Origin of the sequence: Seonamhaeicola sp. MEBiC01930 (assembly GCF_045277075.1) — a bacterium.
Taxonomy (GTDB): domain Bacteria; phylum Bacteroidota; class Bacteroidia; order Flavobacteriales; family Flavobacteriaceae; genus Seonamhaeicola.
The window spans coordinates 1,409,539-1,434,043 of the sequence record NZ_CP104270.1; the positions used below are offsets into that span (position 1 = coordinate 1,409,539).

Sequence of the window (24,505 nt, forward strand, 5' to 3'; positions counted from 1 at the left end):
GTATATTTATATCCCATACTATATCATCCTACTATGAATAAATTCCTTGTTTTTATAATATTATTTATACTTAATTGTGAGGTAACTTATTCTCAAAAATTTACCCATGAGGTTTATTTTGATACCGATAAATACGAGGTACCTTCAACAGAAGAAAACCGCTTACTTTTATTTATTTCAACCTTAACAGATGTAGATATTCAATCTATTTCTATTTATGGTTTTTGCGATGATCGTGGTGCAGATTCATATAATCTTATACTTTCACAACAAAGAGCTAACGCTATAAAAACTATTTTTTCTGAAAATGAAATAAATGAAGATTTAATAACCAATGTAGATGGAAAGGGTGAAATTCTACTTAAAATAGTTGATGAAGAAAACCTTTTAAAAATAAGAGGTTTAAACAGAAAGGTTGAAATAATGGTAAAACCAAAACAACCTAAACCCAAGGAAGAAGAAAAGAAAGAAGACGTAATAGCTGAGGAAAAAAAAGATACTTCAGAACAAATAAGAGGAGATGTTAAAGTTGGTGATAAAATTATTTTTGAAAATATCTTGTTTAAAACGGGATATGCCAGAGTAAACACAGAATCAAGAAAAACCTTAGAATCTATTGCTCAAGCATTGGTTGAACGTGATAATATTTACTTCACCATTCAAGGTCATGTTTGTTGTACAAAATATACTAGAGACGCCGTAGATAGAAAAACTAAAAAAAGAAATCTTTCTGAAGCTAGAGCCAAATATGTTTACGATTATTTTATTAAAAAAGGGGTGAATAAAAGACGTATGCGCTACATGGGTATGCGTAGAAAATTTCCGCTTGGTGGCGATCCTAAATTTGATAGGAGAGTAGAAATTTTAATTACCTATGTTGGTGATGACAACCAATAAGTCATGTTTAAAAAAGCTACCTATTTATTTATTTGTGCATTATTATTGAGCACATATTGTTTCTCTCAAAACACTTCAATTCCTGATGATAATTTTGAGCAAGCACTTATTGATTTAGGTTTAGATGTTGGCCCATTAAACAATTTAGTTCCTACAGCTAATATTGTAGGTATTACAGATTTAAATATTGTAGGTAGAAACATATTAGACTTAACCGGTATTGAAGGTTTTGCTAATTTATCTATTCTTGAGTGTTCTAATAATTTACTTACTAGTATTGATGTTTCTAATAATTTAAATTTAACGCAACTCTTTGTTGATGGTAATAACCTAAGTAATTTAAATATTATCAATAATACCGCGTTACAAATATTGTGGTGTTTCAACAACCAGTTAACTAGTTTAAATGTTAACTCAAACCTTAATTTAATTTCACTACGTTGTGAAAGAAACCAACTAACAAACCTTAATATTTCAAATAATACAAAGCTGAATGTACTGGTTTGTGAAGAGAATGAAATAACGACATTAGATGTTTCTAATAACACTAGTTTAAACAGGTTACAATGTGGTAATAACTTATTAATTAATTTAGATATAAGCGCTAACTCTGATTTGAACCTGCTTTCATGCGAAGAAAACCTTCTAACAGAATTAAATCTATTCAGTAATAATAATCTAGTAGATTTAACATGCTATACCAACCAATTAACACAATTAGACCTTTCATTAAATTCAAATTTAATAAGCTTAGAATGTTATGATAATGAGTTATGTAGCTTAAATTTAAAAAACGGTAACAATAGTAATATAACCTTAATGAATTTTAATGATAACCCAGATTTAAACTGCGTAGTGGTAGATAATTTTAATGCAGACCATTCTTTTTGGGAGCCAATTTCATTTGTAAACTATGTAAATTCTACCAGCGATTGTAACACCGTTGTTCCTGTTGATTCAATTAATGATTTTATAGGTATTAGTTATACCTTGCCAGCTATAACTAATGGTAATTATTATACTGAATCAGGTGGGTTAGGAATATTATTAAACTCTGGAGATGTAATTACCAGCTCTCAAACTATTTATATTTATAATGAAATAAATTGTAATAGTAATGAAAGTAGTTTTAATGTAATTATAAATAATGAAGACTACTTCATTCCTAAATACTTTACACCAAATAATGATGGTTCTAATGATGTTTGGCAAATATATGACCGAATGAATTTAGTTAACAATATTTCTATTTATAACAGATATGGTCAATTAATAAAGTTTTTACCTGGTAGTGCTTTTAGTTGGGATGGTACTTTTAATGGTAAATTATTAGAAAATGATAGTTATTGGTATGAAATAGTATTAAATTCTAGAGAAATTATAAGAGGATATTTTGCTTTAAAAAGATAGCTTAGTTTCTAATCATGGCTATATGCGGAATATTATCTTCAAGGTACTCCTCTCCTACTGAATTAAATCCAATACTAGTATAAAATTTTATTAAATAAGACTGTGCAGAAATTTTAATTTTGTTTTCATTAAAATAAGTTTTAACTGCTTTTATTGAAGCTTCCATAATAGTATTTCCGTATTTAAAATGTCTTTTATTTTTTGCAACTACTACCCTACCAATACTTGCTTCATCAAAATAATCACCTGGTTTAAAAATACGTGTATAAGCAACTAAAACCTCATCATTATAACCCAAAATATGAATTGCTTTTTGATCTTTGCCGTCAATATCTTGATAAACACAATCCTGCTCAACAACAAAAACTTCACTTCGTAATTGAAGTAAATCATATAAGTCTAGCTTAGTTAGTTCTTTAAATGTTTTGGTTTTTATTTCTAGCATTGATTAGTCTTGAACAATTATATCTTTAGCATCATCTTTTCTAAATTCTGGTTGAATATTAACATGATTAATGTGGTATTTTTGAAGAACAAATTCTTCTATTTCTCGTAATATAATATCAAATTGAGATAAGGTAATATCTTTATTAAAATCAATATGAGCTTCTAAATGTATTTCTTCTTCATTTAATTGCCATACGTGTACATGATGCACATTTTTTATACTTTCAAAAGCATTAATTTCTTCAACAATCTGTTTAATAGGAATAGTGTCTGGTGTAAACAACATCAATACTTTTGTTGAGTCTTTTAATAAATCAAAACCCATCCAAATTAAATAAATAGCTATTGCTAATGTTAAAACACTATCTACCCAATAAATTTGGTAAAATTTCATTAACAAACCACCTATTAATACAGCTACACTTGCCATCATATCAGTTAATAAATGTAAATATGCACTACGCATATTCATGTTTGCTTTAGAGTCTCTTTTTAATAAAAGTACACTTAAACCATTAGCAATAATACCTAAAAGAGATAACCAAATAACTAGATTAGATTCAATTTCTTCAGGATTTTGAAACCTTTTAATAGCCTCAATAATTAATAAAATAGCAACTATTATTAAGGTTGACGCGTTAATAAATGCAGCTAAAATTTCGGCGCGTTTATATCCAAAAGTACGGTGAGCAGAAGCTTCCTTTTTAGCTAATTTGTTAGCAATATAACTTACAACCAAAGAAAGAACATCACTAAAATTATGTAAAGCGTCACTTAATAATGCTAAACTTCCAGAAACTATTCCTCCTACAACCTGAGAGACTGTAATAAGAATATTTAATAAAATGGATATAAAAAGATTACGTCCTTTTAAGTCGTTATGATGATGATGGGAGTGATTATGACCATGGTGATGACCCATTTAACAAGATAAGGGTATTTTATCTATTCTATTTTGATGTCTTCCGCCTTCAAACTTAGTATTTAAAAAGGTTTCAACCATTTGTAATGCCTGAGGAATAGCAGTATATCTTGCAGGAACACATAATATATTTGCATTATTATGTTGTCTAATAAGTTCTACAATTTCTTTAGTCCAACATAAACCTGCACGTACGTTTTGATACTTATTTGCTGTCATAGCTACACCATTAGCACTACCACAAATTAAAATTCCAAAATCTACTTTTTGGTTTTCAACATCTTGTGCTACAGGATGAACAAAATCAGGATAATCTACACTATCATTAGCATCAGTTCCGTAATTATTAACTGTAAAACCTTTAGCTTCTAAATATTCTTTAATAGCAAATTTATAATCTGTTCCAGCGTGATCGTTTCCTATAGAAATTGTCATAATTCAATTCATGTTTTTATACATTTACAAAGGTACTAATTATAAACATTGTGAACTGTGCTATTAATTACTTGTTAATAACTGTTCATTAGTTTTTAAAAGAAAAATATTGATTATTCAATTATTTTTTCAATCCATAACATTTAGATAACATCCAAATTAGTTAATGTAAATTTTTAGTTAAGTTATTAGCACTAAAAAGTATATTTATAAGGTTTGTTAATTTAAATACTTATTAAAAAAAGTATGTTTATATACGTTGTGAACAATTGTTAATAGTAAAATAAAAAGCCTTAAATTTTAATGAGTTAAGATTTTAATAATTGTTAATTACCTATCAATAAAAAGATATAAAACATATATCAAAATAAAGCTTAAAAAAGTTATACCGCTATTAACACACTATAATAACCATTATTTTATTTTTTAAATTTTAAAAGAAAAAAGATTATATAATATATAATGTTCATAACCTTGTTTTTTCATATTTAACCTTAATAAAACATAGTTTAAATAATAAAGCTTAGCTTTGTATAAAATAAATAGCGAACCTTCTCCTAAAAACAATGCTATTTAATAACAGAATTTCCAGTAACTTCGGAAATAGAAATGATTACAAAATTAAATGAGTAAAAAAAGAAAAGGAAAATCCAGAAAAAAAGGAATTTCCAACCTTACAAATACAATCTTAAGTATTTTAAAAAAAGAAAGAAACAAATCTTTTAACTATAAACAAATTGCTGCTATACTTGGTGTAAATGATGCCAGTAGCCGAAATCAAATAATAAAAACCTTAGCTAAACTTGCTGCTAAACAAGAAATAGAACAAGTAGATAGGGGTCAATTTAAAGCTGTTGTTTCAGCAGAATATTATACTGGTATTTTAGACTTATCAGCAAAGGGATCGGGTTATATTATATGTGATGATTTTGATGAGGATGTTTTTATTGCCTCTAATAATATAAATAAAGCGCTAAACGGTGATGAGGTAGAATTTTATGTTTATAAACGTAGAAAGCGAGGTAAAATTGAGGGTGAAATTACCAATATTTTAAAACGTGAAAAAAGTGAATATGTTGGTGTTATTCAAATTAATAAGAATTCAAATTATGCTTTTGTAGTACCAGATAGTAATAAAATGTACAAAGATATCTTTGTACCAATTAATAAAACACTAAAAGCAGAAGATGGTGATAAAGTATTAGTAAAACTTGAAGATTGGCCAGAAAAAGCAGATTCTCCTTATGGTAAAGTTATTAAAATATTAGGTAAACCTGGTGAACATAATACTGAAATACATGCTATTCTTGCAGAGTATGGATTACCCCATGAGTTTCCTTATGAAGTAGAAGATTTTGCAAATAAAATAGATACATCTATTACAAAAGAAGAAATAGCAAAACGACGTGATATGCGTAAAGATCTAACCTTTACCATAGACCCTAAAGATGCTAAAGATTTTGATGATGCTTTATCTTTTGAAGTGTTAGATAATGGATTATATGAAATAGGAATTCATATTGCAGATGTATCTCACTACCTAAAAGAAGGTACAGTTTTAGATGATGAAGCCTTTGAACGTGCTACCTCTGTATATTTAGTAGATAGAGTAGTACCAATGCTTCCAGAAGTGTTATCCAATAATGCTTGTTCTTTAAGACCTCATGAAGAGAAATATACCTTTTCAGCAGTGTTTCAAATGAATGATAAAGCTGAAATTAAAAACCAATGGTTTGGTAGAACGGTTACTTATAGTGATGCACGTTATGCTTACGAAGAAGCACAAGCAGTTATAGAATCTAAAACCAATCTAATTCCAGCAGAAGTTTCTTTAACAGGAAAAGCTTATAAAACAGATCAGAAATTAGCAGATGCTATTTTAAAAATGGATGAGTTAGCTAAAATTATGCGTAAAAAACGTATGAGTTCTGGGGCTATTTCATTTGATAAAGTAGAGGTTAAATTTAACTTAGATGAACATAATAATCCAGCCGGTGTTTTCTTTAAAACCAGCAAGGATGCTAATAAGTTGATAGAAGAATTTATGTTACTTGCAAACAGAAAAGTTTCTGAATTTATAGGTAAGCAATCACCTAAAAAAACATTTGTGTATCGTGTGCATGATGAACCTGATGACAGCAAATTAGCAGCCTTACAAAATGTGGTAGGTAGGTTTGGTTATAAACTTAATTTTAAAGACCGAAAAAGCGTAACTACTTCACTAAATAATTTATTAAAAGAAGTTGTTGGAAAAAAGGAACAGAATTTAGTTGATACTTTAGCAATTCGCAGTATGAGTAAAGCGGAGTATACTACGCAGAATATAGGACACTATGGATTAGCTTTTGATTATTACAGTCATTTTACCTCACCAATTAGAAGGTATCCAGATGTAATGGCGCATAGGCTACTTCAGCATTATTTAGATGGCGGTAAATCTGCAAATGAAGATGCTTACGAAGATAAATGTCAACATTCTAGTAATATGGAAATGTTAGCAACTAAAGCAGAACGTGATTCTATAAAGTATATGCAAATACGATTTATGGAAGACCATAAAGACCAAGAGTTTTTAGGTGTTATTTCTGGTGTCACTGATTGGGGAATTTATGTTGAAATAATTTCAAATAAATGTGAAGGTATGGTAAGTGTTAGAGATATGAAAGACGATCATTATGCTTTTGATCAAGACTTATATGCTATGGTTGGTAGAAATGGTAAAAAAGTATATCAATTAGGTGATGAGGTAGTAGTTAAAGTTAAAAATACTGACCTAGTTAAAAAACATCTGGATTTTAATTTAGTGGGAAAAAAGGAGGACTTCAAGTAACTTTTCTTTATATATTACATCTAATAAGTTAAAATTATATTATGGTACTAACAACTACAAATTCAATTGAAGGACATAAAATAGAAGATTACTTAGGTATTGTAACTGGTGTTGCTATTAATAAAGAAAGATTATCTGCTAGTTTTAGTATGTCTAAATATTATGAAAAAATTCAGGATAGTATAGATAAAGTTAAAGAAGAAGCATTTCAAAAATTACAAGAAAATGCGGTTTTATTAAAGGCTAATGCCATTGTTGGAATAAAGGTAGAAATAGAATTAACTACTTCTAATTATGCTATGGTATCGGTTACAGGAACTGCTGTAAAAGTTAGTTAAATATAAAACCCACCCCAAATAAATTTTATGATAATTTTTGCATAAAATAATTATGAAACGGAATAATTCTTGATAATTTTACGTTTAAATAAAAAATAATTATCATGAAGCGCTTATCAATATTAATAGCCATTTTTACAACCTCAATACTATTTGCTCAAAACTCTATTGAAAAAGAAATAGGAGAATTCAGTGAATTAAAAGTGTACGATTTAATTAATGTTGAGCTTGTTAAAGCAAAACAGAATAAAGTTGTTATTACAGGGAAAAATGCAGAGAATGTTTTAATAAATAACAAAAATGGAACCTTAAAAATTAAAATGAACTTTAAGGAGATTTTTGATGGTAATGAAACAAAGGTAAAATTGTATTATTCTAAAATTGATGTAATAGATGTTAATGAAGGTGCTAATGTGCATTCTGAAGATAAAATAAAACAATTTGAAATTGATTTAAAGGCGCAAGAAGGAGGTAAAATTAATGTTAAGGTAGATGTTACTTATGCTAATATTAAGTCTGTAACAGGTAGTGTTATTAAAGTAACGGGTAAAGCAAAAAGTCAGGACGTATCTTTATTAACAGGTGGTGTTTATAAAGGAGCAGAGCTTAAGACTGATAAAAGTGAAGTTGCTATTAGAGCAGCAGGTGAGGCTCACGTAAATGCTAAAAATTTAGTAGATATTAAGATTAGAGCAGGTGGAGATGTATTTGTATACGGAGATCCTGAAACAGTAAATGAAGATAAGGTTTTTGGAGGGAGAATTAAACGAATGTAAAGTATAAAGTATATTAAAAAAGCCACTAATTTTAGTGGCTTTTCTTTTTTTATCTATTTAAAATCAATCAGAAAAATCGTAAAATATTTCTTTACTTTGTGTAAAGCTTTATTAAATTATGTTTGATGATATTTTAACAGCTATTCCTTTTGGAATTGTACTTGCCTTTACTATAGGCCCAGTATTTTTTGTGCTGTTAGAAACCGCTGCCACAAAAGGATTTAGACGCGCTTTGATTTTTGATTTAGGTGTTATATTGGCCGATATCATTTTTATTGTAGTTGCTTTTTTTAGTACTAATAAATTATTAGATAGGGTAAAGGATGATCCAAACTTTTTAATTTTTGGAGGCGTATTATTAGTGGTTTATGGTATTATTTCTTTTATAAAAACTTCAAAATCTTTCAGGGAAATTGTTAGGGAATATCACACAGTTGAACTAAAAAAAGGTTATGGTAAACTCTTTTTAAAGGGATTCTTATTAAACTTTATAAATATTGGAGTATTACTTGGTTGGGTTGTTTTTATTGCTTTAGCCAACACTTTATCAACTTCAGAAAAAGGTGTTTTTGTTTTTTTAGGAACTATTTTAGCAGTCTATCTTTTAGTTGATATTGGTAAAATTTTGGTAGCTAAAAGAATTAAAAATAAACTTACCCCTAGGTTAATTTTTAAAACAAAGAAAATTGTTGCTTTATTAGTTTTAGGCTTTGGGGTGCTTTTATTGGTTCAAGGGTTATTTCCAGAAACTTATGAAAAGAATAAAGAAAAGTTAGAGCAAATAAATCCTATAAAAGAAAAGCTTCCAGAATAACTGGAAGCTTTTTTTTGAGGCGTCGAGCGGATTCGAACCGCTGTAGCAGGTTTTGCAGACCTGTGCCTAAGCCACTCGGCCACGACGCCGTTAATGCTGCAAATGTAAAAAAAATTACCATTTTTCTTTACTTAATTTTATTTTTTACGTCTTTCAGTCATTTTTATCGTTACACGTTCCACATCACCACCTATAGGCGGATTAATTTTGCTTACCCAAACGGTTGCTTTTTGCACCATTTTTTCTTCCGTGAAGATTCTATTTAATATACGTTTTGCTACCGTTTCCAATAATTTAGAAGGAACACACATTTCCTCTTTTATAATTCGGTTTAAAAACACATAATCTACTGTATCACTTAATTCGTCTGATTTTGCAGAGTTTTTTAAATTAGCTTTAACTTCTAAATCAACCCTATAATCACTACCTATTTTGGTTTCTTCTTTTAAACACCCATGGTAAGCATAAACCTTAATGTTTTCAACTTTTATTATTCCCATTATTGTTTATAAAGTTATTGGGCTAAAATAGGTTGATTTTCCGTAATTTTGAGGCTTATTTAGTTGAAATACATCAGAAAATGTCTGAAGAGAGAAAACCACTCAATTTTATTGAGCAAATTATTGAAGAAGATTTAGCTAATGGGATGTCTAAAGACAATCTACGTTTTAGGTTTCCACCAGAGCCTAATGGTTATTTACACATAGGTCACACTAAAGCTATAGGGATTAGTTTTGGTTTAGGTGAAAAGTATAAAGCACCGGTAAATCTTAGGTTTGATGATACTAATCCATCTAAGGAAGAACAAGAGTATGTAGATGCTATTAAGCAAGATGTTGCTTGGTTGGGTTATAAATGGGATAAGGAATTATATTCTTCAGATTATTTCCAACAATTGTATGATTGGACCATACAAATGATAAAGGATGGTAAGGCTTATGTTGATTCACAAACCAGTGAAGAAATGGCTGAACAGAAAGGAACACCAACTCAAGTAGGTACAAACAGTCCTTACAGGAATAGAAGTGTAGAAGAAAACTTGGATTTATTTACACGTATGAAGAATGGTGAGTATGAAGCTGGAACACATGTTTTACGTGCAAAAATAGACATGGAAGATCCTAATATGTTAATGCGAGACCCAATAATGTATCGTATTATGTATGCGCATCATCATAGAACGGGTGATGATTGGTGTATTTACCCTATGTATGATTGGACACACGGAGAAAGTGATTATTTAGAACAGATTTCTCATTCTCTATGTTCATTAGAATTTAAACCACATAGAAAGCTTTATAATTGGTTTAAAGATATAGTACATGGTTACAGCTCAGATACTTTACCAATACCCCCTAAACAAAGGGAGTTTGCGCGTTTAAACCTTAGTTATACCATTATGAGTAAACGTAAGCTTTTACAATTGGTTAATGAAGGTGTGGTAAAAGGATGGGATGACCCTAGAATGCCAACCATTTCTGGTTTACGTAGAAGGGGCTATACACCAAATGCATTAAGAAAATTTGTTGAAACCGCTGGTGTTGCAAAGCGTGATAATGTAATAGATGTTTCTCTTTTAGAGTTCTGTATACGTGAAGATTTAAATAAGACCGCGCCAAGGGTGATGGCTGTTTTAGACCCTGTAAAATTGGTGATTACTAATTACCCTGAAGATAAAGTAGAGTGGTTAGATGCAGAAAATAATCCAGAGGATGAATCGGCAGGGTTTAGAAAAGTACCATTTTCAAAAGAACTTTATATTGAAAGGGAAGATTTTAAAGAAGAAGCCGGTAATAAATTTTTTAGATTAAAATTAGGTGGTGAGGTTCGTTTAAAGAATGCTTATATCATCAAAGCAGAAAGTGTTGTGAAAGATGCAGATGCTAATATTACTGAAGTACATTGTACGTATTCTGAAGATACCGCGAAGCGTGTAAAAGGAACATTACACTGGGTGTCTATTGCACATGCTATAAAAGCAGAAGTTAGGGAATATGACAGGCTTTTTATGGATGAAGCTCCTGATGGTCATCAGGATAAGGATTTTATGGAATTTGTAAATCCTAATTCCTTAAAAACTATTAATGCCTTTGTTGAACCAAGTTTAGCGGAAGCCAAAGTAGGAGACAGGTTCCAGTTTCAACGTTTGGGATATTTTAATATTGATAATGATTCAACTTCTAAAAAAATTATTTTCAATAAAACAGTAGGTTTAAGAGATACTTGGGCTAAAAAGAAGCCACAAGCAAATAATCAAAACCAGGCTAAGCCTAAGCAACAACAAACAGAACGCAAGCCTATAGATGTGATTAAACAACTGGGAAAAAAATACACAAATTTACCCGAAACAAAACAAGTAAAAGCGAAGGAGGAAATTCTCAAGCTTGCAGAAAATGTAAGTTATGATGACCTAGAGCCACTTTTTGCTACAGCAGTTAAAAAAGTTGGAACGCGAATAGCCACAGTAATTACTCTTGGTGTTTTGCTTAAAAAAGGATTAGAAAGGAATGAGGTTATAGATAGCTTTATAGCAAAAGCCTTAGAAGACAAAAATGAACTTTTAGTTGCCGAAACTCAGCAACTTTATTAGAACCCGAAAGAGTTAATACACTTTCCGCATTATATTTTTAGTTATATTTAAGTACTAACTATAAACTATATTATCATGGAAATGAATTATCTAGCAATTATTGTTGCCGCTTTAGTGCCATTAGTATTAGGATTTATTTGGTACAATCCAAAAGTTTTAGGAACTGCTTGGATGAAAGAATCTGGAGTTACTGAGGAAAAAATGAAGGGCGCTAATATGCCCGTTATTTTTGGTATTTCTTTGTTATTATCCATTATGCTTGCTTTTTTTATTCAAGGTATAGTTATTCATCAAATGGGAGCTTTTAGCTTAACCGGAGGTGATGTTGCCAATGCATTACCGTCTTATGAAGCGTTTATGAATGATTATGGTAGTGCCTTTAGAACCTTTAAGCATGGTGCATTACACGGTTTTATTGCAGGACTATTTTTTGTTTTTCCTATTATGGCTACTAATGGTATGTATGAAAGAAAAAGTTGGAAATTAACGTTTATAAATGTTGGATATTGGACTTTAACTTTAATGATTATGGGTAGTATTATTTGCGGATGGGTATAAAAATTTTGTAAATAATTAACAAAAAATTAGACTGAGGCATGTAACTTCAGTCTTTTTTTTACTACTTGTTATCATAACCTAAGGCTATTGATTGAGCATAAAATATATAGAAAAGTTTCTGAAATTCCGTCAGAATGGGATGCACTATCAATAAATGATGTGTTTTTAAAAACCCCATTTCTAGCAGGTTTAGAAGCATCTTCTCCCAGTAATATTACATCGTATTACGTTGGAATATTTAAGTCTAATAACTTAATTGGTAAAGTCGTTATTCAGCGTGTCCAGATGTATTTGGATGATGTGTTTAGAAGAACATCAAATAGTTTTTTAAAACAAATTGGAAAGCAACTCGTATCAAATTTTGTTAGAGGAAACGCGCTTGTAGTTGGTAATTTAATGCATACAGGTCAGCACGGAATTTATTTTGATGATACTGCGATTTCTCAAGATGATTTTCTTAATACTATTCAAAGTGCAATTGAAGATTTGACTATTGAAATTAAAGAAAAGTTCAATAAGAAGATTCGTATTATTGTTTTCAAGGATTATTTTGAAGCTGATACAATTCATAAAAGCACTTCCTATTTCAGAAGTCAGAATTTGTATAAAATTCAGGTGCAACCTAATATGATATTTAATGTCTCTGATAATTGGGAGACGCCCGAAAATTATATTTCAGACTTCAACAAGAAATATAGAAGAAGGTACAAAACAGCAAGAAAGAAAAGTGCTGATTTGGTTTGTAAAGAATTAAGCAAAGATTATTTAGAAGCACATTCTAAAGACCTTTTTAGGCTTTATGAGACCGTTTCAGATAATGCTAGGGTAAATTCATTTAAGTTAGATGAAAATCATTTCTTGAGCTTAAAGCAGAGCTTAAAAGAAAACTTTAAAGTTTTTGGTTATTTTCTAAAGAATGAGCTGGTTGGTTTCTATTCTGTGATTTTAAATCATGACAAACTAGAAACTTATTTTTTAGGGTACAATAAGGAGCTTCAAAATAAATATCAAATGTATTTAAACATGCTTTTTAATATGGCTTGTTTTGGTATTGAGAACAATTTTAAAACAATTGTATATGCCAGAACCGCAATGGAAATTAAAAGTTCAATTGGAGCCAAACCTTACAATATGAACGTTTATTTAACTCACACCAATAATTTTATTGCAAATACAATAATGAGGTGTGTGGTTAAGTATATGAATCCTATTAGAAAATGGGAAGAAAGACATCCATTTAAAAAATAAAAGAGCCCTGATTTTCAAGGCTCCTTATGTTTATAGTTGTTCTGTTGTCATTTCATCATCCGGAATTTCCAAACTGGTGGTAAAGTCTGGTAAAATCATGTCTGCCATTGCAGGGTTTTTCAATTGTTTAGCTTCTAAGAAATACCAGATTTCATTTTCAAGGCTGTAAATGCCCAACATATAGCTTTTTGCTTTTACACGCATGTTGTTTATTTTCATTTGATTGAAACCTTCAATATAACAACGGTATTGGTCTTGTTCAAAAACAATTCCAGAAACGCTAATAATATCTGCCTTTTCAAACACAAAACCTTGAGAGGTTTTCATATCGTCAAAAGTTTTTTTCATAAGTTCAATCCCAGCTTCTTTGCCACCCATTAATTCTAAAATGGAAGGATACGTATGCTTAAAAACAGTTTCAAAATCATATTTAAGTGTTGCTTCAGAAGTTATTTTAGCATCTCTTAAAGCTGATTCTTTTAACTCTTCTTTGGTTTGGGCAAAAGTAATCCCGCTAATTAATAGCAGGATTACCAAGGTTCTTAGTTTATTCATTTTCTTTGTTCTTATTTTTATCTGCGTTTTTCATAGCCTCGCCAATTTGGTTACTCGCTGTAAAGCTTGCTACCATATCATTAAGCATATTACTACCGGCTTGTGGCGCGTTTGGTAACAGTATTAAATTACTATTAGTTTCTTCACCTAAAGACTGTAAAGTATCATAATGTTGTGTAACAACAATTAGTGCCGAAGCTTCTTGGCTATTAATTCCAACTCGGTTAAGAACCTCAACAGACTCTTCTAAACCACGAGCTATTTCTCTACGTTGGTCTGCAATACCTTGACCTTGTAAACGCTTACTTTCAGCTTCAGCTTTAGCTTTCTCAACTATTAAAATACGCTGTGCATCTCCTTCAAATTGGGCAGCTATTTTTTCACGTTCAGAAGCATTAATACGGTTCATAGCTTCTTTTACTTGTGCATCAGGATCAATATCTGTTACAAGGGTTTTTATAATGTCATATCCATAATCTGACATAGCATCATTAAGTTCCGCTTTTACAGCAATGGCAATGTCATCTTTTTTAACAAATACATCATCCAGTTTCATTTTTGGAACTTCAGCACGAACCACATCAAATACGTAAGATGTAATTTGATCATGTGGATAATCTAATTTATAGAAAGCATCATATACCTTATCTCTAATTACTTTGTATTGTACTGAAACTTTTAATCTTACAAACACGTCATCAAGTGTTTTAGTTTCTATTATAACATCTAATTGTTGAATTTTTAAACTTAGTTTTCCAGCAATTCTATCTACTAAAGGAATTTTTAACTGTAAACCAGAATGACGAATACTTTGAAAGCGTCCAAATCGTTCAATAACGGCAGCGGTTTGTTGTTTTACAATAAAAAAGGAAGAGATTAAAATAATCAATCCGAAGATGATAATAGGAATTAAAATGAAATCCATGATATGTATAATGTTTAGTTAAAAAATGAGTTACTAATTTAAGTTATATTTGCGCCTTAACCCAAAAACGCTATGAAAAAAACACAACTTATCTTATTAGTAGTATTCTTACTAACTTTTGTTACAAAAAGTTTTGCGCAACGAGGAAAATACGATGTAACTAATGGGTTTTCTATTTCTGGGGGGTTAAGCCAATTAGATATTACTACTTCTAATTTTATAACTTCAAAGGGTAACGGGTTTGCGGGTGGTTTTTTGGCTACCGCAGATATTCCCAGACAGTGGTACAATATTAGTTTTGGAATGCAAATTTCAGAAAGTACAATTGGAATTTCTGCAAGACCAACCATGGCTAGTGCCAGTGACACTAACACCTTTATTGATTATAAATTGTTTGCTACTCAGTTAGCATTATTAGTAAATGTTAAAGTGGTTAAAAATTATTTTACAATAGATGTAGGTCCAATGCTGCAATATAATAGTAAGTTAGAGTTAAAGGATGACTCTCATGAGAATTACCATATAAACAATTATTCTAATTTAATTGCAACCGATATTACTGATATTTCTCAATTTAATTTTAACGGCGTTGTAGGAGCTTCTTTAGGAATTAGAAACTTTAAGTTAAGAGCTCAATATATTTATGGTTTTACCAATATTTTGAATAAGTTGGATGATAATAATCTAGATACTACTGGAGGAGAAGCTAGACTTAAAGGAAATATGAGCATGCTTATTTTGGGTGCAACAGTTTCTTTTTAAACATTTATATGTTATTTTTATTTTATGAAAAGAAGAACATTTATTGAAACAGGCATATTGGGTTCTGCAGCATTAATTTCAGCACCAATGTTATCTTGTGCTAGCGGTAATCAACCGCCCAAAGCTTTTATAGATCGTATTTTACCAGCTCCTATTAACGGAGGGTTTCGTGATGATAATTATTGGATTTGGGGCTCTTCAGTAATAAAAGGAGAGGATGGAAAATATCACATGTTTGCTTCAAGATGGTCTAAAGATGTAGGCTTTGGTAATTGGGTTACAAATTCCGAGGTAGTTAGAGCAGTTGCCGATACTCCAGTAGGGCCTTACACTTTTCAAGAAGTAGTGCTTCCAATTAGAGGACCAGAATTTTTTGATGGTATGTGCACGCACAACCCTAGAATTGTTAAATATAAAGACAAGTACTTACTGTATCACTTTGGTACAACCTATAAATTTCCTTTACCAACTAAAGAAAACCCTAAACCAGAAGGTTATAATTGGGATGAAGCCTGGTTAAATAAGCGCGTTGGGTTGGCTATTAGTGATTCTGTTTTTGGACCGTGGGAGCGTGTTGACAAGCCGGTTATTGAACCAAGACCTGGGCATTGGGATGCGTCAATTACATCAAACCCATCTCCAGCGGTAGACCCAAAAACAGGAAAAATATTGTTAATGTATAAATCTAGTTTAACGCGTAAACCGCCTTTGTTATTGGGAGTTGCAATGGCAGATAGCCCAAGAGGTGAGTATAAAAGATTGAGTGAAGAACCTGTATTTAGATTTGAAACACCAGATAAACAACATGTTGATGTTGAAGACCCTTTTATTTGGTGGGCTGGCGATAAGTATGAAGGTGTAATAAAAGACCGTTCAGGAGAAATATGTGGTGAAGAAGGTGGTGGAATTCATGTTTGGTCTAAAGATGGTGTTAATTGGAATTTATTTGACCAAGTAAAGGCCTATAGCAGACATATTTTATGGGAGGATGGTACGAAGACTTTCCAAAATCATTTTGAACGTCCTTTTGTATTAATTGAAGATGGTAAACCAACGCATTTATTTGCTGCTGTTGGTAGTGGGCCAGAAGCATGGAAGTTTGAGAATACTTGGAATATGGTGATTCCTTTAAAGCATTAAAATTTTAAATTATCAGATCAGTATTTTGAATCTGAATAATATCATTTTTTAATTACTTTCTACTTCAACCATTATTTTTTTAGCGCTTTCTAAATCGGAAGTTGCAACTTGTAATTCAATTTCAAATGTTGGAATATAGTTCATTAATTGAGTTGTAAATTCATTTTTTAAAAAACAATTAATTCCCTCTGATTCAAGTCGGCTTTTAAGTATTAATAATTCGCTTTCAATTCGAGAACTTTTTATTGTAATGAAACTCATAATTTTGTTTTGGACTTTAAATTTGACATATAAAACCAATCCAATTTACTGAATTTTTTTACAAAATCATATTAAAAACGTGTTTACAATGAACTTATGATGTTTTTAATACGCTTAATAGTTTCCGGTTTCCCAATCATAAACATAATATCAAAAACATCAGGCCCTTGTAAGGCTCCAACTAATGCTAAACGTAAAGGCATCATTACTTTCCCAAATCCTATTTCGTTAGAAGTAATCCAACCCTTAATTTCTGTTTGAAGTGTTTCTGTGGTAAAATCATCAATGTTATTAATGATATCTTTTATGGTATTTAGAATATCTTTAGTGCCTTCTTTAAGTGCTTTTTTTGATGCTTTTTCATCATAGCTTTTTGGTGTTTGAAAAAAGTAATAACTTAAATCCCAAAGATCTGAAATAAAAGATGCACGTTCTTTAACTAAACCTACCACTAATTCAATATAGTTTACATCAATGTCACTAAGTGCAGCATATTGTTCCTTAAAAGCTATGGCTAAATCACTATTGGGTTGCTCTTGCATATAATGATGGTTGAACCATTTAATTTTATCTGGGTCAAATCTTGCTCCCGCTTTGTTTACACGGTTTAAATCAAAAGCTTCAATAAGTTCGCTTAAGCTAAAAATTTCTTGTTCTGTTCCTGGGTTCCAACCTAAAAATGATAAAAAGTTAACTACAGATTCAGAGAAGTATCCATCTTCTTTATAACCTCTAGAAATCTCATGTGATTTTGGGTCTTCCCATTGTAAAGGAAATACTGGGAAACCTAATTTATCACCATCACGTTTACTTAATTTTCCTTTACCTGTTGGTTTAAGTATTAATGGTAAATGTGCAAATTCTGGCGCTTCCCAACCCAAAGCTTGGTATAATTGATAATGTAATGCTAATGAAGGCAACCATTCTTCACCACGAATTACATGTGAGATTTCCATTAAATGGTCATCGACAATATTTGCTAAATGATAGGTTGGCATACCATCACTTTTAAACAATACTTTATCATCTAAAATATTGGTATCAATTTTAATATCGCCACGAATAATATCTTTAAGATGCAAGGTTTCATCTTGAGGTGATTTAAACCTAATAACATAATCTGCACCAGCATCAATTTTGGCTTTTGTTTCATCTTCAGATAAAACCAAAGAGTTTACTAATCTGCCTTTTTCTCTATTATGCCAGTTATAAATAAAAGTTTTGCCCTTAGCCTCGTGGTCTTTTCTGTGAAAATCTAATTGTTCAGAAGTATCAAAAGCATAATAAGCGTTGCCGTTTTCAATAAGTTGTTCAGCATATTGTTTGTATAAATCTTTACGTTCACTTTGTCTGTACGGGCCAAATTTTTCGTTCTTTTTTGGACCTTCATCAAAAGGGATTCCGCACCAGTTCAATGAATCAATAATATATTTTTCAGCCCCTTCAACATAACGTGTTTGGTCAGTATCTTCAATACGCAATATAAATTCACCACCATGTTTTTTAGCGAATAAATAATTAAATAATGCAGTACGAACACCTCCTATATGAAGAGGCCCTGTTGGACTTGGTGCAAAACGCACACGAACGTTTTTAGTCATCTTTATTAAATTTGCTGCAAAAGTAAATGATTTTTTTCGTTTATAATTTAATTTGATTAAATGAAAAAATTATTGACTAACGAAGTGATTACTGAAACAAATCGAAATTTTGTTGTTTTATATAAATGCAAATTTGGTTTCTTTGAAGAAGAATACAATTAACACTTAATTATAAAGGGTGTACTAAATAAAATTGTAGTTTAGTATTATGCAAAATTTTGAAGCCATAAAAAACAAGCTAGAAGCGTTTATTAAACGTTATTACACTAATGAATTGCTTAAAGGGTGCATACTGTTTTTTGCTATTGGTTTACTCTATTTTTTATTCACACTTTTTATTGAATATATCCTGTGGTTAGGTACTGGAGCAAGAACCGCTTTATTTTGGCTTTTTATTGTAGTAGAGGTAGGGTTATTGGTGAAGTTTATTCTGTTTCCTTTAGCTAAATTATTAAGGCTTAAGGATGGTATAAATTATGAAGATGCTTCCAAAATTATTGGTAATCATTTTCCAGAGGTTAGTGATAAGTTACTTAATGTCTTGCAGTTAAATCAAAATCCGCAACAGTCAGATTTGTTATTGGCTAGTATTGAACAAAAGTCAATTGAGTTAAAACCAATACCATTTAAGCTTGCAGTTAATTTTAAGCAAAACATAAAATATTTAAAATACGCTGCAATTCCAGTTTTAATTATACTAATCACCCTTATTACAGATAACTTAAATTGGTTTAGTAATAGTTATAATAGGGTTGTTCATTATAAAACTGCCTATGAACCACCAGCGCCATTTAAGTTTTATGTTATAAATGAATCTTTACAAACCATAGAAAACAAAGATTTTAAATTACTAGTTAAGACATCTGGCGATCTTATTCCTGAGAATGCGCAAATAGTGTATAATGATGAGACTTACTTTTTGCATCAAACTGGAATTGGTGAATTTGAGTATATTTTTAATCAGCCTAAAGAAGCCATAGACTTTAAGTTTTATGCCAACAATGTAACCTCTAAAACGTATTCACTTAATATTGTTGAAGCGCCTTCTTTATTAAGTTTTGAAATGTTTTTAGATTATCCAGGTTATACTAAAAAGAAAGATGAAACTTTAAAAAGTACGGGAAATGCCGTGGTTCCAGAGGGAACTAGTGTAACATGGAAACTTAAAGCTAAATCTACAGATTATGTAAATCTTTTTACTGAGGATACCATAAGGTTTAACGCTAAAAGTAATGGTGTTTTTAATGTTTCAAAACGTGTTTTTAAAAATTTAGATTATAGTTTAAGCACTAATAATAAGGACCTAATTAATTATGAGAATTTAGCTTTTAGAATTGATGTTATTAAAGATGAATACCCCGAATTAAAGGTAAGAATGCAGGTGGATAGCCTTGATGCCCAGAGCCTTTATTTTTTTGGTCAAGCAAGTGATGATTATGGGTTTACTAAATTGCAATTAGTTTACTATCCTTCTGATAATGAGGATGATAAACTGATTGAAAATATTCCATTGTCCAATTCTAATATCACAGAATTCATAAGTGCTTTTCCTAATACTTTGGAAATTCAGGAGGGTATTCCTTATAGTTTATACTTTCAAGTATTTGATAATGATGCAGTTAATAAATTTAAGAGTATTAAAAGCGATACGTATACTTACCGTAAGCGTACACAAAAAGAAGAGTTAACCAAAAGATTAAATGATCAGAGTAAAACCATAAAGGGTCTCAATAAATCTTTAAATAAGTTTGAAGAAGATCAGAAGAAATTAGAAGATTTAACAAAAACACATAAGGAGAAGGCTACCTTGAATTTTAATGATAGAAAGAAGTTGGAATCATTTTTAAGTCGGCAAAAACAGCAGGATGAAATGATGAAGAAATTCAACAAAGAGCTTAATGATAATTTAGAGGAATTTAAAAATAACAAGGAAGATGATTCTTTTAAGGAAGATTTAAAAAAGCGTTTAGATGAAAATGAAGAACAACTTGAAAAGGATGAAAGGTTGTTGAAGGAAATTGAAAGGATTCAGGAAAAAATTAATAAAGAGGAGTTGGTTAATAAATTGGAAGAACTTGCCAAACAAAATAAAAATAAGAAAAGAAGTTTACAGCAGTTGTTGGAGTTAACTAAACGTTATTACGTTGAAAATAAACTTGAGAAATTGGCTGATGATTTAAATAATTTATCAGAGGAACAAGAAAAGTTATCAGACCAAAAAGATGAAAATAACGCTAAAGAAAAACAGGAAGAATTAAATAAATCATTTGAGGAATTTACCAAGCAATTAGACGATTTAAAAAAAGATAGTAATGCTTTAAAAAAGCCTATTGATATTCCTCAGGATAAATTGGAGGAACGTGAAATAAAGGACGAACAGCAAAAGGCAACTGAAGAATTAGAAAAAAAACAAAGGGATAATTCCGATCAGGATAAAGAAGAGCAGCCTAATAATGGAAGTCAAAATAAAGCAAAGAAGAATCAGAAAAAAGCAGCTCAGAAAATGAAACAAATGAGTAAGAGTATGCAAAATGCTATGAGTGCCTCTGGTGGAGAACAGATGCAAGAAGACATGGAAATGCTTCGTCAAATTTTAGATAATTTAGTGCTTTATTCTTTTGATCAGGAAGCATTGATGGATAACTTTAAAAAGATTGATGTTGATCACAGTAGGTTTGCTTATTATCTTAAAAAACAAAATACATTAAGAGAACATTTTGAACATATAGATGATAGTTTGTTTGCATTGTCATTAAGACAACCCAAGCTTTCTGAAAATGTTAATAAAGAAATTACCGAGGTATTTTTCAATGTTGATAAAGCTATTTCCATGTTAGCTGAAAATCAGTTATATCAAGGTATAGCTAAACAACAATTTGCTACTACTGCTGCAAATAATTTGGCTGATTTTTTAAGTAATGTACTTGATAATATGCAAGAAAGTATGAGCATGTCTTCTGGTAAGGGTAAGGGTGACCAGCAACTACCTGATATTATTATGAGTCAGGAGCAATTGCAGAAAATGATGGAAGATGGTATGAAAAAGTCTAAGGAGGGCAAACCTCAGAAAGAGGGAGAACCTAAGCAAGGTGATGATGGAAAGAAAAAGGAAGAGGAACAAGGTAAGAAGTCTGGAGAGGGAGAAGGTACAAATGAAGAATTAAACGGTTTATTGTTTGAAATATATCAAAAGCAACAGGAACTTAGACAGGCGTTAAAAGATAAGATTGCTAAAGAAGGTTTGGGATATAAAGGAGATAAGTTGGTTAGAGATATGGAAGAAATAGAATTGGATTTATTGAATAAAGGATTCACTAACCAAACTCTTCAAAAGATGATGGAACTTAAGCATGAATTATTAAAGCTAGAAAATGCTACTCTGGAACAAGGAAAGGATGATAAAAGAGAGTCTAAGTCAAATAAAGATGATTTTAATAATAACTCAATTAATCAAATTCCAACAGCAAAACAATATTTCCAGACTATAGAAATTTTAGATAAACAAGCTCTACCTTTGCATCAAATTTATAGAACTAAGGTTCAGGAATATTTTAAAAAAACTAATGATTAGCTTTAACTACGAGACTGATTTCACTTTGTTTAATGAAGAGGGAATTTCTAATTGGATTTTAGATACTATATCAGCCGAAGGATTCGGAATAGAAGAGATAAATTATGTGTTTTGTAATGACGAATATCTCCATAAACTTAATGTTGAATTTTTAAACCACGATACTTTAACTGATATAATTAGTTTTGATTATTCAGTGGGAAAAATTATACAAGGCGATATTTTTATATCTATTGAAAGAGTGGTAGATAATGCTAATGATTTTGGGGTTCTTTTTGATAATGAATTGCGTCGGGTAATAATACATGGTATATTGCATTATTGTGGTTATAAGGACAAAACAGATGTAGAGGCTAAACTTATGAGGCAGAAGGAAAATCACTATTTAAGCCAGCTTGCTTAAATTCAAAAGTTCACCGTATATTTGCAAACTTAAAAAGCATATGTTCCACGTGGAACATGTTTAAATTCTAATGTCATGTTTAATGAAGTTTATGATGTAATTGTTGTTGGTGGTGGTCATGCTGGTAGTGAGGCTGCAGCTGCGGCAGCCAATATGGGTAGCAAGACACTTTTGGTTACTATGAACTTACAGAACATTGCGCAAATGTCTTGCAACCCTGCCATGGGTGGAATTGCAAAAGGGCAAATCATAAGGGAAATTGATGCATTAGGTGGTTATAGTGGAATAGTATCGGATACATCCGCTATTCAATTTAAAATGCTTAATAAGTCTAAAGGACCTGCAATGTGGAGCCCGAGGGTTCAAAGCGACAGAATGCGTTTTGCTGAAGACTGGAGAATGCTTCTAGAGAACACAAAAAATCTTGATTTTTATCAAGAAATGGTTTCAGGTTTATTGATTGAAGAAGATAAGGTTGTAGGTGTAAAAACATCATTGGGTGTTGAGGTTAGGTCTAAATCTGTAGTGCTTACAAATGGTACTTTTTTAAATGGATTAATACATATAGGAGATAAAAATTTTGGTGGAGGTAGAGCAGGAGAAAAAGCGGCTACGGGTATAACTGAACAGCTTGTTGATTTGGGGTTTGATTCTGGTAGAATGAAAACAGGTACACCGCCCAGAGTTGATGGAAGGTCTTTAGATTTTTCAAAAATGGTTGAACAACCTGGTGATGATAATCCTGAAAAATTTTCATATTTGGATGTTACAAAACCTTTAAAAGAACAACGGTCATGTCACATGTCTTATACCAGTGCTTTGGTACATGATTTACTTCGTGAAGGATTTGATAGATCGCCAATGTTTAATGGTAGAATTAAAAGTTTGGGCCCGCGTTATTGCCCATCAATTGAGGACAAGATTAATAGATTTGCCGATAAAGATAGACATCAATTATTTGTTGAACCAGAAGGTTGGAATACGGTTGAATATTATATTAATGGATTCTCAACGTCGTTACCTGAGGATGTACAATTTAATGCCTTAAGATCTGTTGTTGGTTTTGAAAATGTAAAATTCTTTAGACCAGGTTACGCCATAGAGTATGATTATTTTCCACCAACACAACTTAAGCATACTTTAGAAACTAAGATAGTAAGTGGTTTGTATTTTGCAGGACAAATAAATGGAACTACAGGATATGAGGAAGCGGCATCTCAAGGTTTAATGGCTGGAATAAATGCAAGTTTAAAAGTACAGGAAAAAGATCCTTTTATGCTTAAAAGGGATGAGGCTTATATTGGTGTTTTAATTGATGATTTAATTACTAAGGGTACTGAGGAGCCTTATAGAATGTTTACCTCTAGAGCAGAATATAGAACATTATTAAGGCAAGATAATGCAGATTTAAGATTAACTCCAAAGGGTTATGAACTTGGATTGGCTTCTGAAAAGCGATTAAAACGAATGGAAGAAAAGCATAAAGCTGCGGAGAAATTTGTCAGATTTTTTGAAACACAAAGTGTGAAACCAGAAGAAATTAATCCTATTTTAGAAAGTAAAAAATCATCTGCTGTAAAGCAATCTGGAAAATTATTTAAGGTGTTTGCTAGACCTAATATTGACATGGAAGATATTAGAAAAGTAAAAAGTGTTAGTGATTATATTCTAGAGAATAACTTAGATAGAGAAGTGATTGAACAGACAGAAATACAAGTTAAATATTCTGGATATATAGCTAAGGAAAAGAACAATGCTGATAAATTAAACAGATTAGAGTACGTAAAAATTCCTGAGAATTTTGATTATTCTAAGATAAAGTCTATGAGTTTTGAAGCGCGTGAAAAGCTTAAAAAAATACAACCAACAACAGTATCTCAAGCATCACGAATAAGTGGTGTATCACCTAATGATATTTCTGTTTTATTGGTGTATATGGGTAGATAAATAATTTATTGTTCCACGTGGAACATCTCTTTTAATTTTATTATTTCATCATTCTAAATTGGTGCAAAGCGTAAA

General features: G+C 30.8%; 22 protein-coding genes and 1 tRNA gene. 14 read left to right on the forward strand and 9 right to left on the reverse strand.

The genetic code is table 11. From position 1 onward, the window contains the following. The first annotated feature begins 33 nt into the window (after nt 1-33). On the forward strand, nt 34-897 hold the full coding sequence (locus N1F78_RS06075) for an OmpA family protein (protein WP_406685290.1): 864 nt from the start codon (nt 34-36) through the stop codon (nt 895-897). Nucleotides 898-900: 3 nt separating this feature from the next. Then, entirely contained in the window at nt 901-2,307 is a 1,407-nt protein-coding gene (locus N1F78_RS06080) for a T9SS type B sorting domain-containing protein (RefSeq protein WP_406685291.1), read from the forward strand. 1 nt (nt 2,308) lies between these two features. Here the strand turns inward: N1F78_RS06080 and N1F78_RS06085 are convergent, their stop codons facing one another. Genes N1F78_RS06085 through rpiB form a run of 3 tightly spaced genes read right to left on the reverse strand, consistent with a single transcriptional unit; the run spans nt 2,309 to nt 4,111 of the window. Continuing rightward, on the reverse strand, nt 2,309-2,752 hold the full coding sequence (locus N1F78_RS06085) for a GNAT family N-acetyltransferase (protein WP_406685292.1): 444 nt from the start codon (nt 2,750-2,752) through the stop codon (nt 2,309-2,311). Nucleotides 2,753-2,755: 3 nt separating this feature from the next. Beyond that, complete coding sequence (locus N1F78_RS06090) at nt 2,756-3,676, reverse strand: cation diffusion facilitator family transporter (RefSeq protein WP_406685293.1); 921 nt, start codon at nt 3,674-3,676, stop codon at nt 2,756-2,758. Further along, a complete protein-coding gene (rpiB, locus tag N1F78_RS06095; protein WP_406685294.1) occupies nt 3,677-4,111 on the reverse strand; it encodes a ribose 5-phosphate isomerase B in 435 nt (144 codons plus the stop codon). Nucleotides 4,112-4,736: 625 nt separating this feature from the next. Here rpiB and rnr point away from each other — a divergent pair. The 4 genes from rnr (at nt 4,737) to N1F78_RS06115 (ending at nt 8,869) form a co-directional block, all read left to right on the forward strand. Continuing rightward, entirely contained in the window at nt 4,737-6,941 is a 2,205-nt protein-coding gene (gene rnr, locus N1F78_RS06100) for a ribonuclease R (RefSeq protein ID WP_406685295.1), read from the forward strand. A gap of 41 nt (nt 6,942-6,982) precedes the next feature. Further along, entirely contained in the window at nt 6,983-7,279 is a 297-nt protein-coding gene (locus N1F78_RS06105) for a YbjQ family protein (protein WP_406685296.1), read from the forward strand. Between the two features lie 104 nt (nt 7,280-7,383). Next, a complete protein-coding gene (locus N1F78_RS06110; protein ID WP_406685297.1) occupies nt 7,384-8,055 on the forward strand; it encodes a head GIN domain-containing protein in 672 nt (223 codons plus the stop codon). A 118-nt stretch (nt 8,056-8,173) separates the two neighbouring features. Continuing rightward, complete coding sequence (locus N1F78_RS06115; RefSeq protein ID WP_406685298.1) at nt 8,174-8,869, forward strand: LysE family translocator; 696 nt, start codon at nt 8,174-8,176, stop codon at nt 8,867-8,869. 17 nt (nt 8,870-8,886) lie between these two features. Here the strand turns inward: N1F78_RS06115 and N1F78_RS06120 are convergent. Both N1F78_RS06120 and folB read right to left on the reverse strand, forming a co-directional pair. Beyond that, nucleotides 8,887-8,958, reverse strand: a tRNA-Cys gene (locus N1F78_RS06120). A gap of 48 nt (nt 8,959-9,006) precedes the next feature. Next, complete coding sequence (gene folB / locus N1F78_RS06125; RefSeq protein WP_406685299.1) at nt 9,007-9,369, reverse strand: dihydroneopterin aldolase; 363 nt, start codon at nt 9,367-9,369, stop codon at nt 9,007-9,009. 80 nt (nt 9,370-9,449) lie between these two features. Between folB and N1F78_RS06130 the strand changes: the two genes are divergently transcribed. The 3 genes from N1F78_RS06130 (at nt 9,450) to N1F78_RS06140 (ending at nt 13,265) form a co-directional block, all read left to right on the forward strand. Further along, a complete protein-coding gene (locus N1F78_RS06130) occupies nt 9,450-11,459 on the forward strand; it encodes a glutamine--tRNA ligase/YqeY domain fusion protein (protein WP_406685300.1) in 2,010 nt (669 codons plus the stop codon). 81 nt (nt 11,460-11,540) lie between these two features. Beyond that, nucleotides 11,541-12,017 carry a DUF1761 domain-containing protein gene (locus N1F78_RS06135; protein ID WP_406685301.1) on the forward strand — a complete coding sequence of 159 codons (477 nt, stop codon included), beginning with the start codon at nt 11,541-11,543 and terminating at the stop codon, nt 12,015-12,017. A gap of 87 nt (nt 12,018-12,104) precedes the next feature. Further along, a complete protein-coding gene (locus N1F78_RS06140) occupies nt 12,105-13,265 on the forward strand; it encodes a GNAT family N-acetyltransferase (protein WP_406685302.1) in 1,161 nt (386 codons plus the stop codon). A gap of 30 nt (nt 13,266-13,295) precedes the next feature. Here N1F78_RS06140 and N1F78_RS06145 read toward each other — a convergent pair whose 3' ends face one another. After that, entirely contained in the window at nt 13,296-13,820 is a 525-nt protein-coding gene (locus N1F78_RS06145; protein WP_406685303.1) for a hypothetical protein, read from the reverse strand. Then, the gene (locus tag N1F78_RS06150) at nt 13,813-14,745 is read right to left on the reverse strand and encodes an SPFH domain-containing protein (protein WP_406685304.1); all 933 of its coding nucleotides are present in this window, start codon (nt 14,743-14,745) and stop codon (nt 13,813-13,815) included. The genes N1F78_RS06145 and N1F78_RS06150 overlap by 8 nt, the downstream gene beginning before the upstream one ends. Before the next feature lie 72 nt (nt 14,746-14,817). Here N1F78_RS06150 and N1F78_RS06155 point away from each other — a divergent pair, with 72 nt between their 5' ends. Together N1F78_RS06155 and N1F78_RS06160 are read left to right on the forward strand one after the other, a co-directional pair. Then, a complete protein-coding gene (locus N1F78_RS06155; protein ID WP_406685305.1) occupies nt 14,818-15,507 on the forward strand; it encodes a hypothetical protein in 690 nt (229 codons plus the stop codon). A 24-nt stretch (nt 15,508-15,531) separates the two neighbouring features. Beyond that, complete coding sequence (locus N1F78_RS06160; protein WP_406685306.1) at nt 15,532-16,647, forward strand: glycoside hydrolase family protein; 1,116 nt, start codon at nt 15,532-15,534, stop codon at nt 16,645-16,647. A gap of 48 nt (nt 16,648-16,695) precedes the next feature. Here the strand turns inward: N1F78_RS06160 and N1F78_RS06165 are convergent, their stop codons facing one another. Further along, complete coding sequence (locus N1F78_RS06165; protein ID WP_406685307.1) at nt 16,696-16,908, reverse strand: DUF2007 domain-containing protein; 213 nt, start codon at nt 16,906-16,908, stop codon at nt 16,696-16,698. An 83-nt stretch (nt 16,909-16,991) separates the two neighbouring features. Beyond that, nucleotides 16,992-18,509: a glutamate--tRNA ligase gene (gene gltX / locus N1F78_RS06170; protein WP_406685308.1), complete on the reverse strand. Its 1,518-nt coding sequence runs from the start codon at nt 18,507-18,509 to the stop codon at nt 16,992-16,994. Between the two features lie 208 nt (nt 18,510-18,717). Between gltX and N1F78_RS06175 the strand changes: the two genes are divergently transcribed. The 3 genes from N1F78_RS06175 to mnmG all read left to right on the forward strand — a co-directional run bounded on the left by N1F78_RS06175 (nt 18,718) and on the right by mnmG (nt 24,430). Continuing rightward, on the forward strand, nt 18,718-22,080 hold the full coding sequence (locus tag N1F78_RS06175; protein ID WP_406685309.1) for a DUF4175 family protein: 3,363 nt from the start codon (nt 18,718-18,720) through the stop codon (nt 22,078-22,080). Then, nucleotides 22,073-22,483, forward strand: coding sequence for an rRNA maturation RNase YbeY (gene ybeY, locus N1F78_RS06180; protein WP_406685310.1), 411 nt, complete (start codon nt 22,073-22,075; stop codon nt 22,481-22,483). Before N1F78_RS06175 ends, ybeY begins: the two co-directional genes overlap by 8 nt. 75 nt (nt 22,484-22,558) lie before the next feature. Continuing rightward, on the forward strand, nt 22,559-24,430 hold the full coding sequence (gene mnmG, locus N1F78_RS06185; protein ID WP_406685311.1) for a tRNA uridine-5-carboxymethylaminomethyl(34) synthesis enzyme MnmG: 1,872 nt from the start codon (nt 22,559-22,561) through the stop codon (nt 24,428-24,430). Nucleotides 24,431-24,505: the final 75 nt, after the last annotated feature.

Coding starts and splice junctions, on each gene's coding strand:
- N1F78_RS06135 (WP_406685301.1), top strand. CDS start 11,541: ATGAATTATCTAGCAATTATTGTTGCCGCTTTAGTGCCATTAGTATTA.
- N1F78_RS06165 (WP_406685307.1), bottom strand. CDS start 16,908: ATGAGTTTCATTACAATAAAAAGTTCTCGAATTGAAAGCGAATTATTA.
- rpiB (WP_406685294.1), bottom strand. CDS start 4,111: ATGACAATTTCTATAGGAAACGATCACGCTGGAACAGATTATAAATTT.
- N1F78_RS06110 (WP_406685297.1), top strand. CDS start 7,384: ATGAAGCGCTTATCAATATTAATAGCCATTTTTACAACCTCAATACTA.
- mnmG (WP_406685311.1), top strand. CDS start 22,559: ATGTTTAATGAAGTTTATGATGTAATTGTTGTTGGTGGTGGTCATGCT.
- N1F78_RS06090 (WP_406685293.1), bottom strand. CDS start 3,676: ATGGGTCATCACCATGGTCATAATCACTCCCATCATCATCATAACGAC.
- rnr (WP_406685295.1), top strand. CDS start 4,737: ATGAGTAAAAAAAGAAAAGGAAAATCCAGAAAAAAAGGAATTTCCAAC.
- N1F78_RS06175 (WP_406685309.1), top strand. CDS start 18,718: ATGCAAAATTTTGAAGCCATAAAAAACAAGCTAGAAGCGTTTATTAAA.
- N1F78_RS06150 (WP_406685304.1), bottom strand. CDS start 14,745: ATGGATTTCATTTTAATTCCTATTATCATCTTCGGATTGATTATTTTA.
- N1F78_RS06085 (WP_406685292.1), bottom strand. CDS start 2,752: ATGCTAGAAATAAAAACCAAAACATTTAAAGAACTAACTAAGCTAGAC.
- N1F78_RS06105 (WP_406685296.1), top strand. CDS start 6,983: ATGGTACTAACAACTACAAATTCAATTGAAGGACATAAAATAGAAGAT.
- N1F78_RS06155 (WP_406685305.1), top strand. CDS start 14,818: ATGAAAAAAACACAACTTATCTTATTAGTAGTATTCTTACTAACTTTT.
- folB (WP_406685299.1), bottom strand. CDS start 9,369: ATGGGAATAATAAAAGTTGAAAACATTAAGGTTTATGCTTACCATGGG.
- N1F78_RS06075 (WP_406685290.1), top strand. CDS start 34: ATGAATAAATTCCTTGTTTTTATAATATTATTTATACTTAATTGTGAG.
- gltX (WP_406685308.1), bottom strand. CDS start 18,509: ATGACTAAAAACGTTCGTGTGCGTTTTGCACCAAGTCCAACAGGGCCT.
- N1F78_RS06160 (WP_406685306.1), top strand. CDS start 15,532: ATGAAAAGAAGAACATTTATTGAAACAGGCATATTGGGTTCTGCAGCA.
- N1F78_RS06130 (WP_406685300.1), top strand. CDS start 9,450: ATGTCTGAAGAGAGAAAACCACTCAATTTTATTGAGCAAATTATTGAA.
- N1F78_RS06080 (WP_406685291.1), top strand. CDS start 901: ATGTTTAAAAAAGCTACCTATTTATTTATTTGTGCATTATTATTGAGC.
- ybeY (WP_406685310.1), top strand. CDS start 22,073: ATGATTAGCTTTAACTACGAGACTGATTTCACTTTGTTTAATGAAGAG.
- N1F78_RS06115 (WP_406685298.1), top strand. CDS start 8,174: ATGTTTGATGATATTTTAACAGCTATTCCTTTTGGAATTGTACTTGCC.
- N1F78_RS06145 (WP_406685303.1), bottom strand. CDS start 13,820: ATGAATAAACTAAGAACCTTGGTAATCCTGCTATTAATTAGCGGGATT.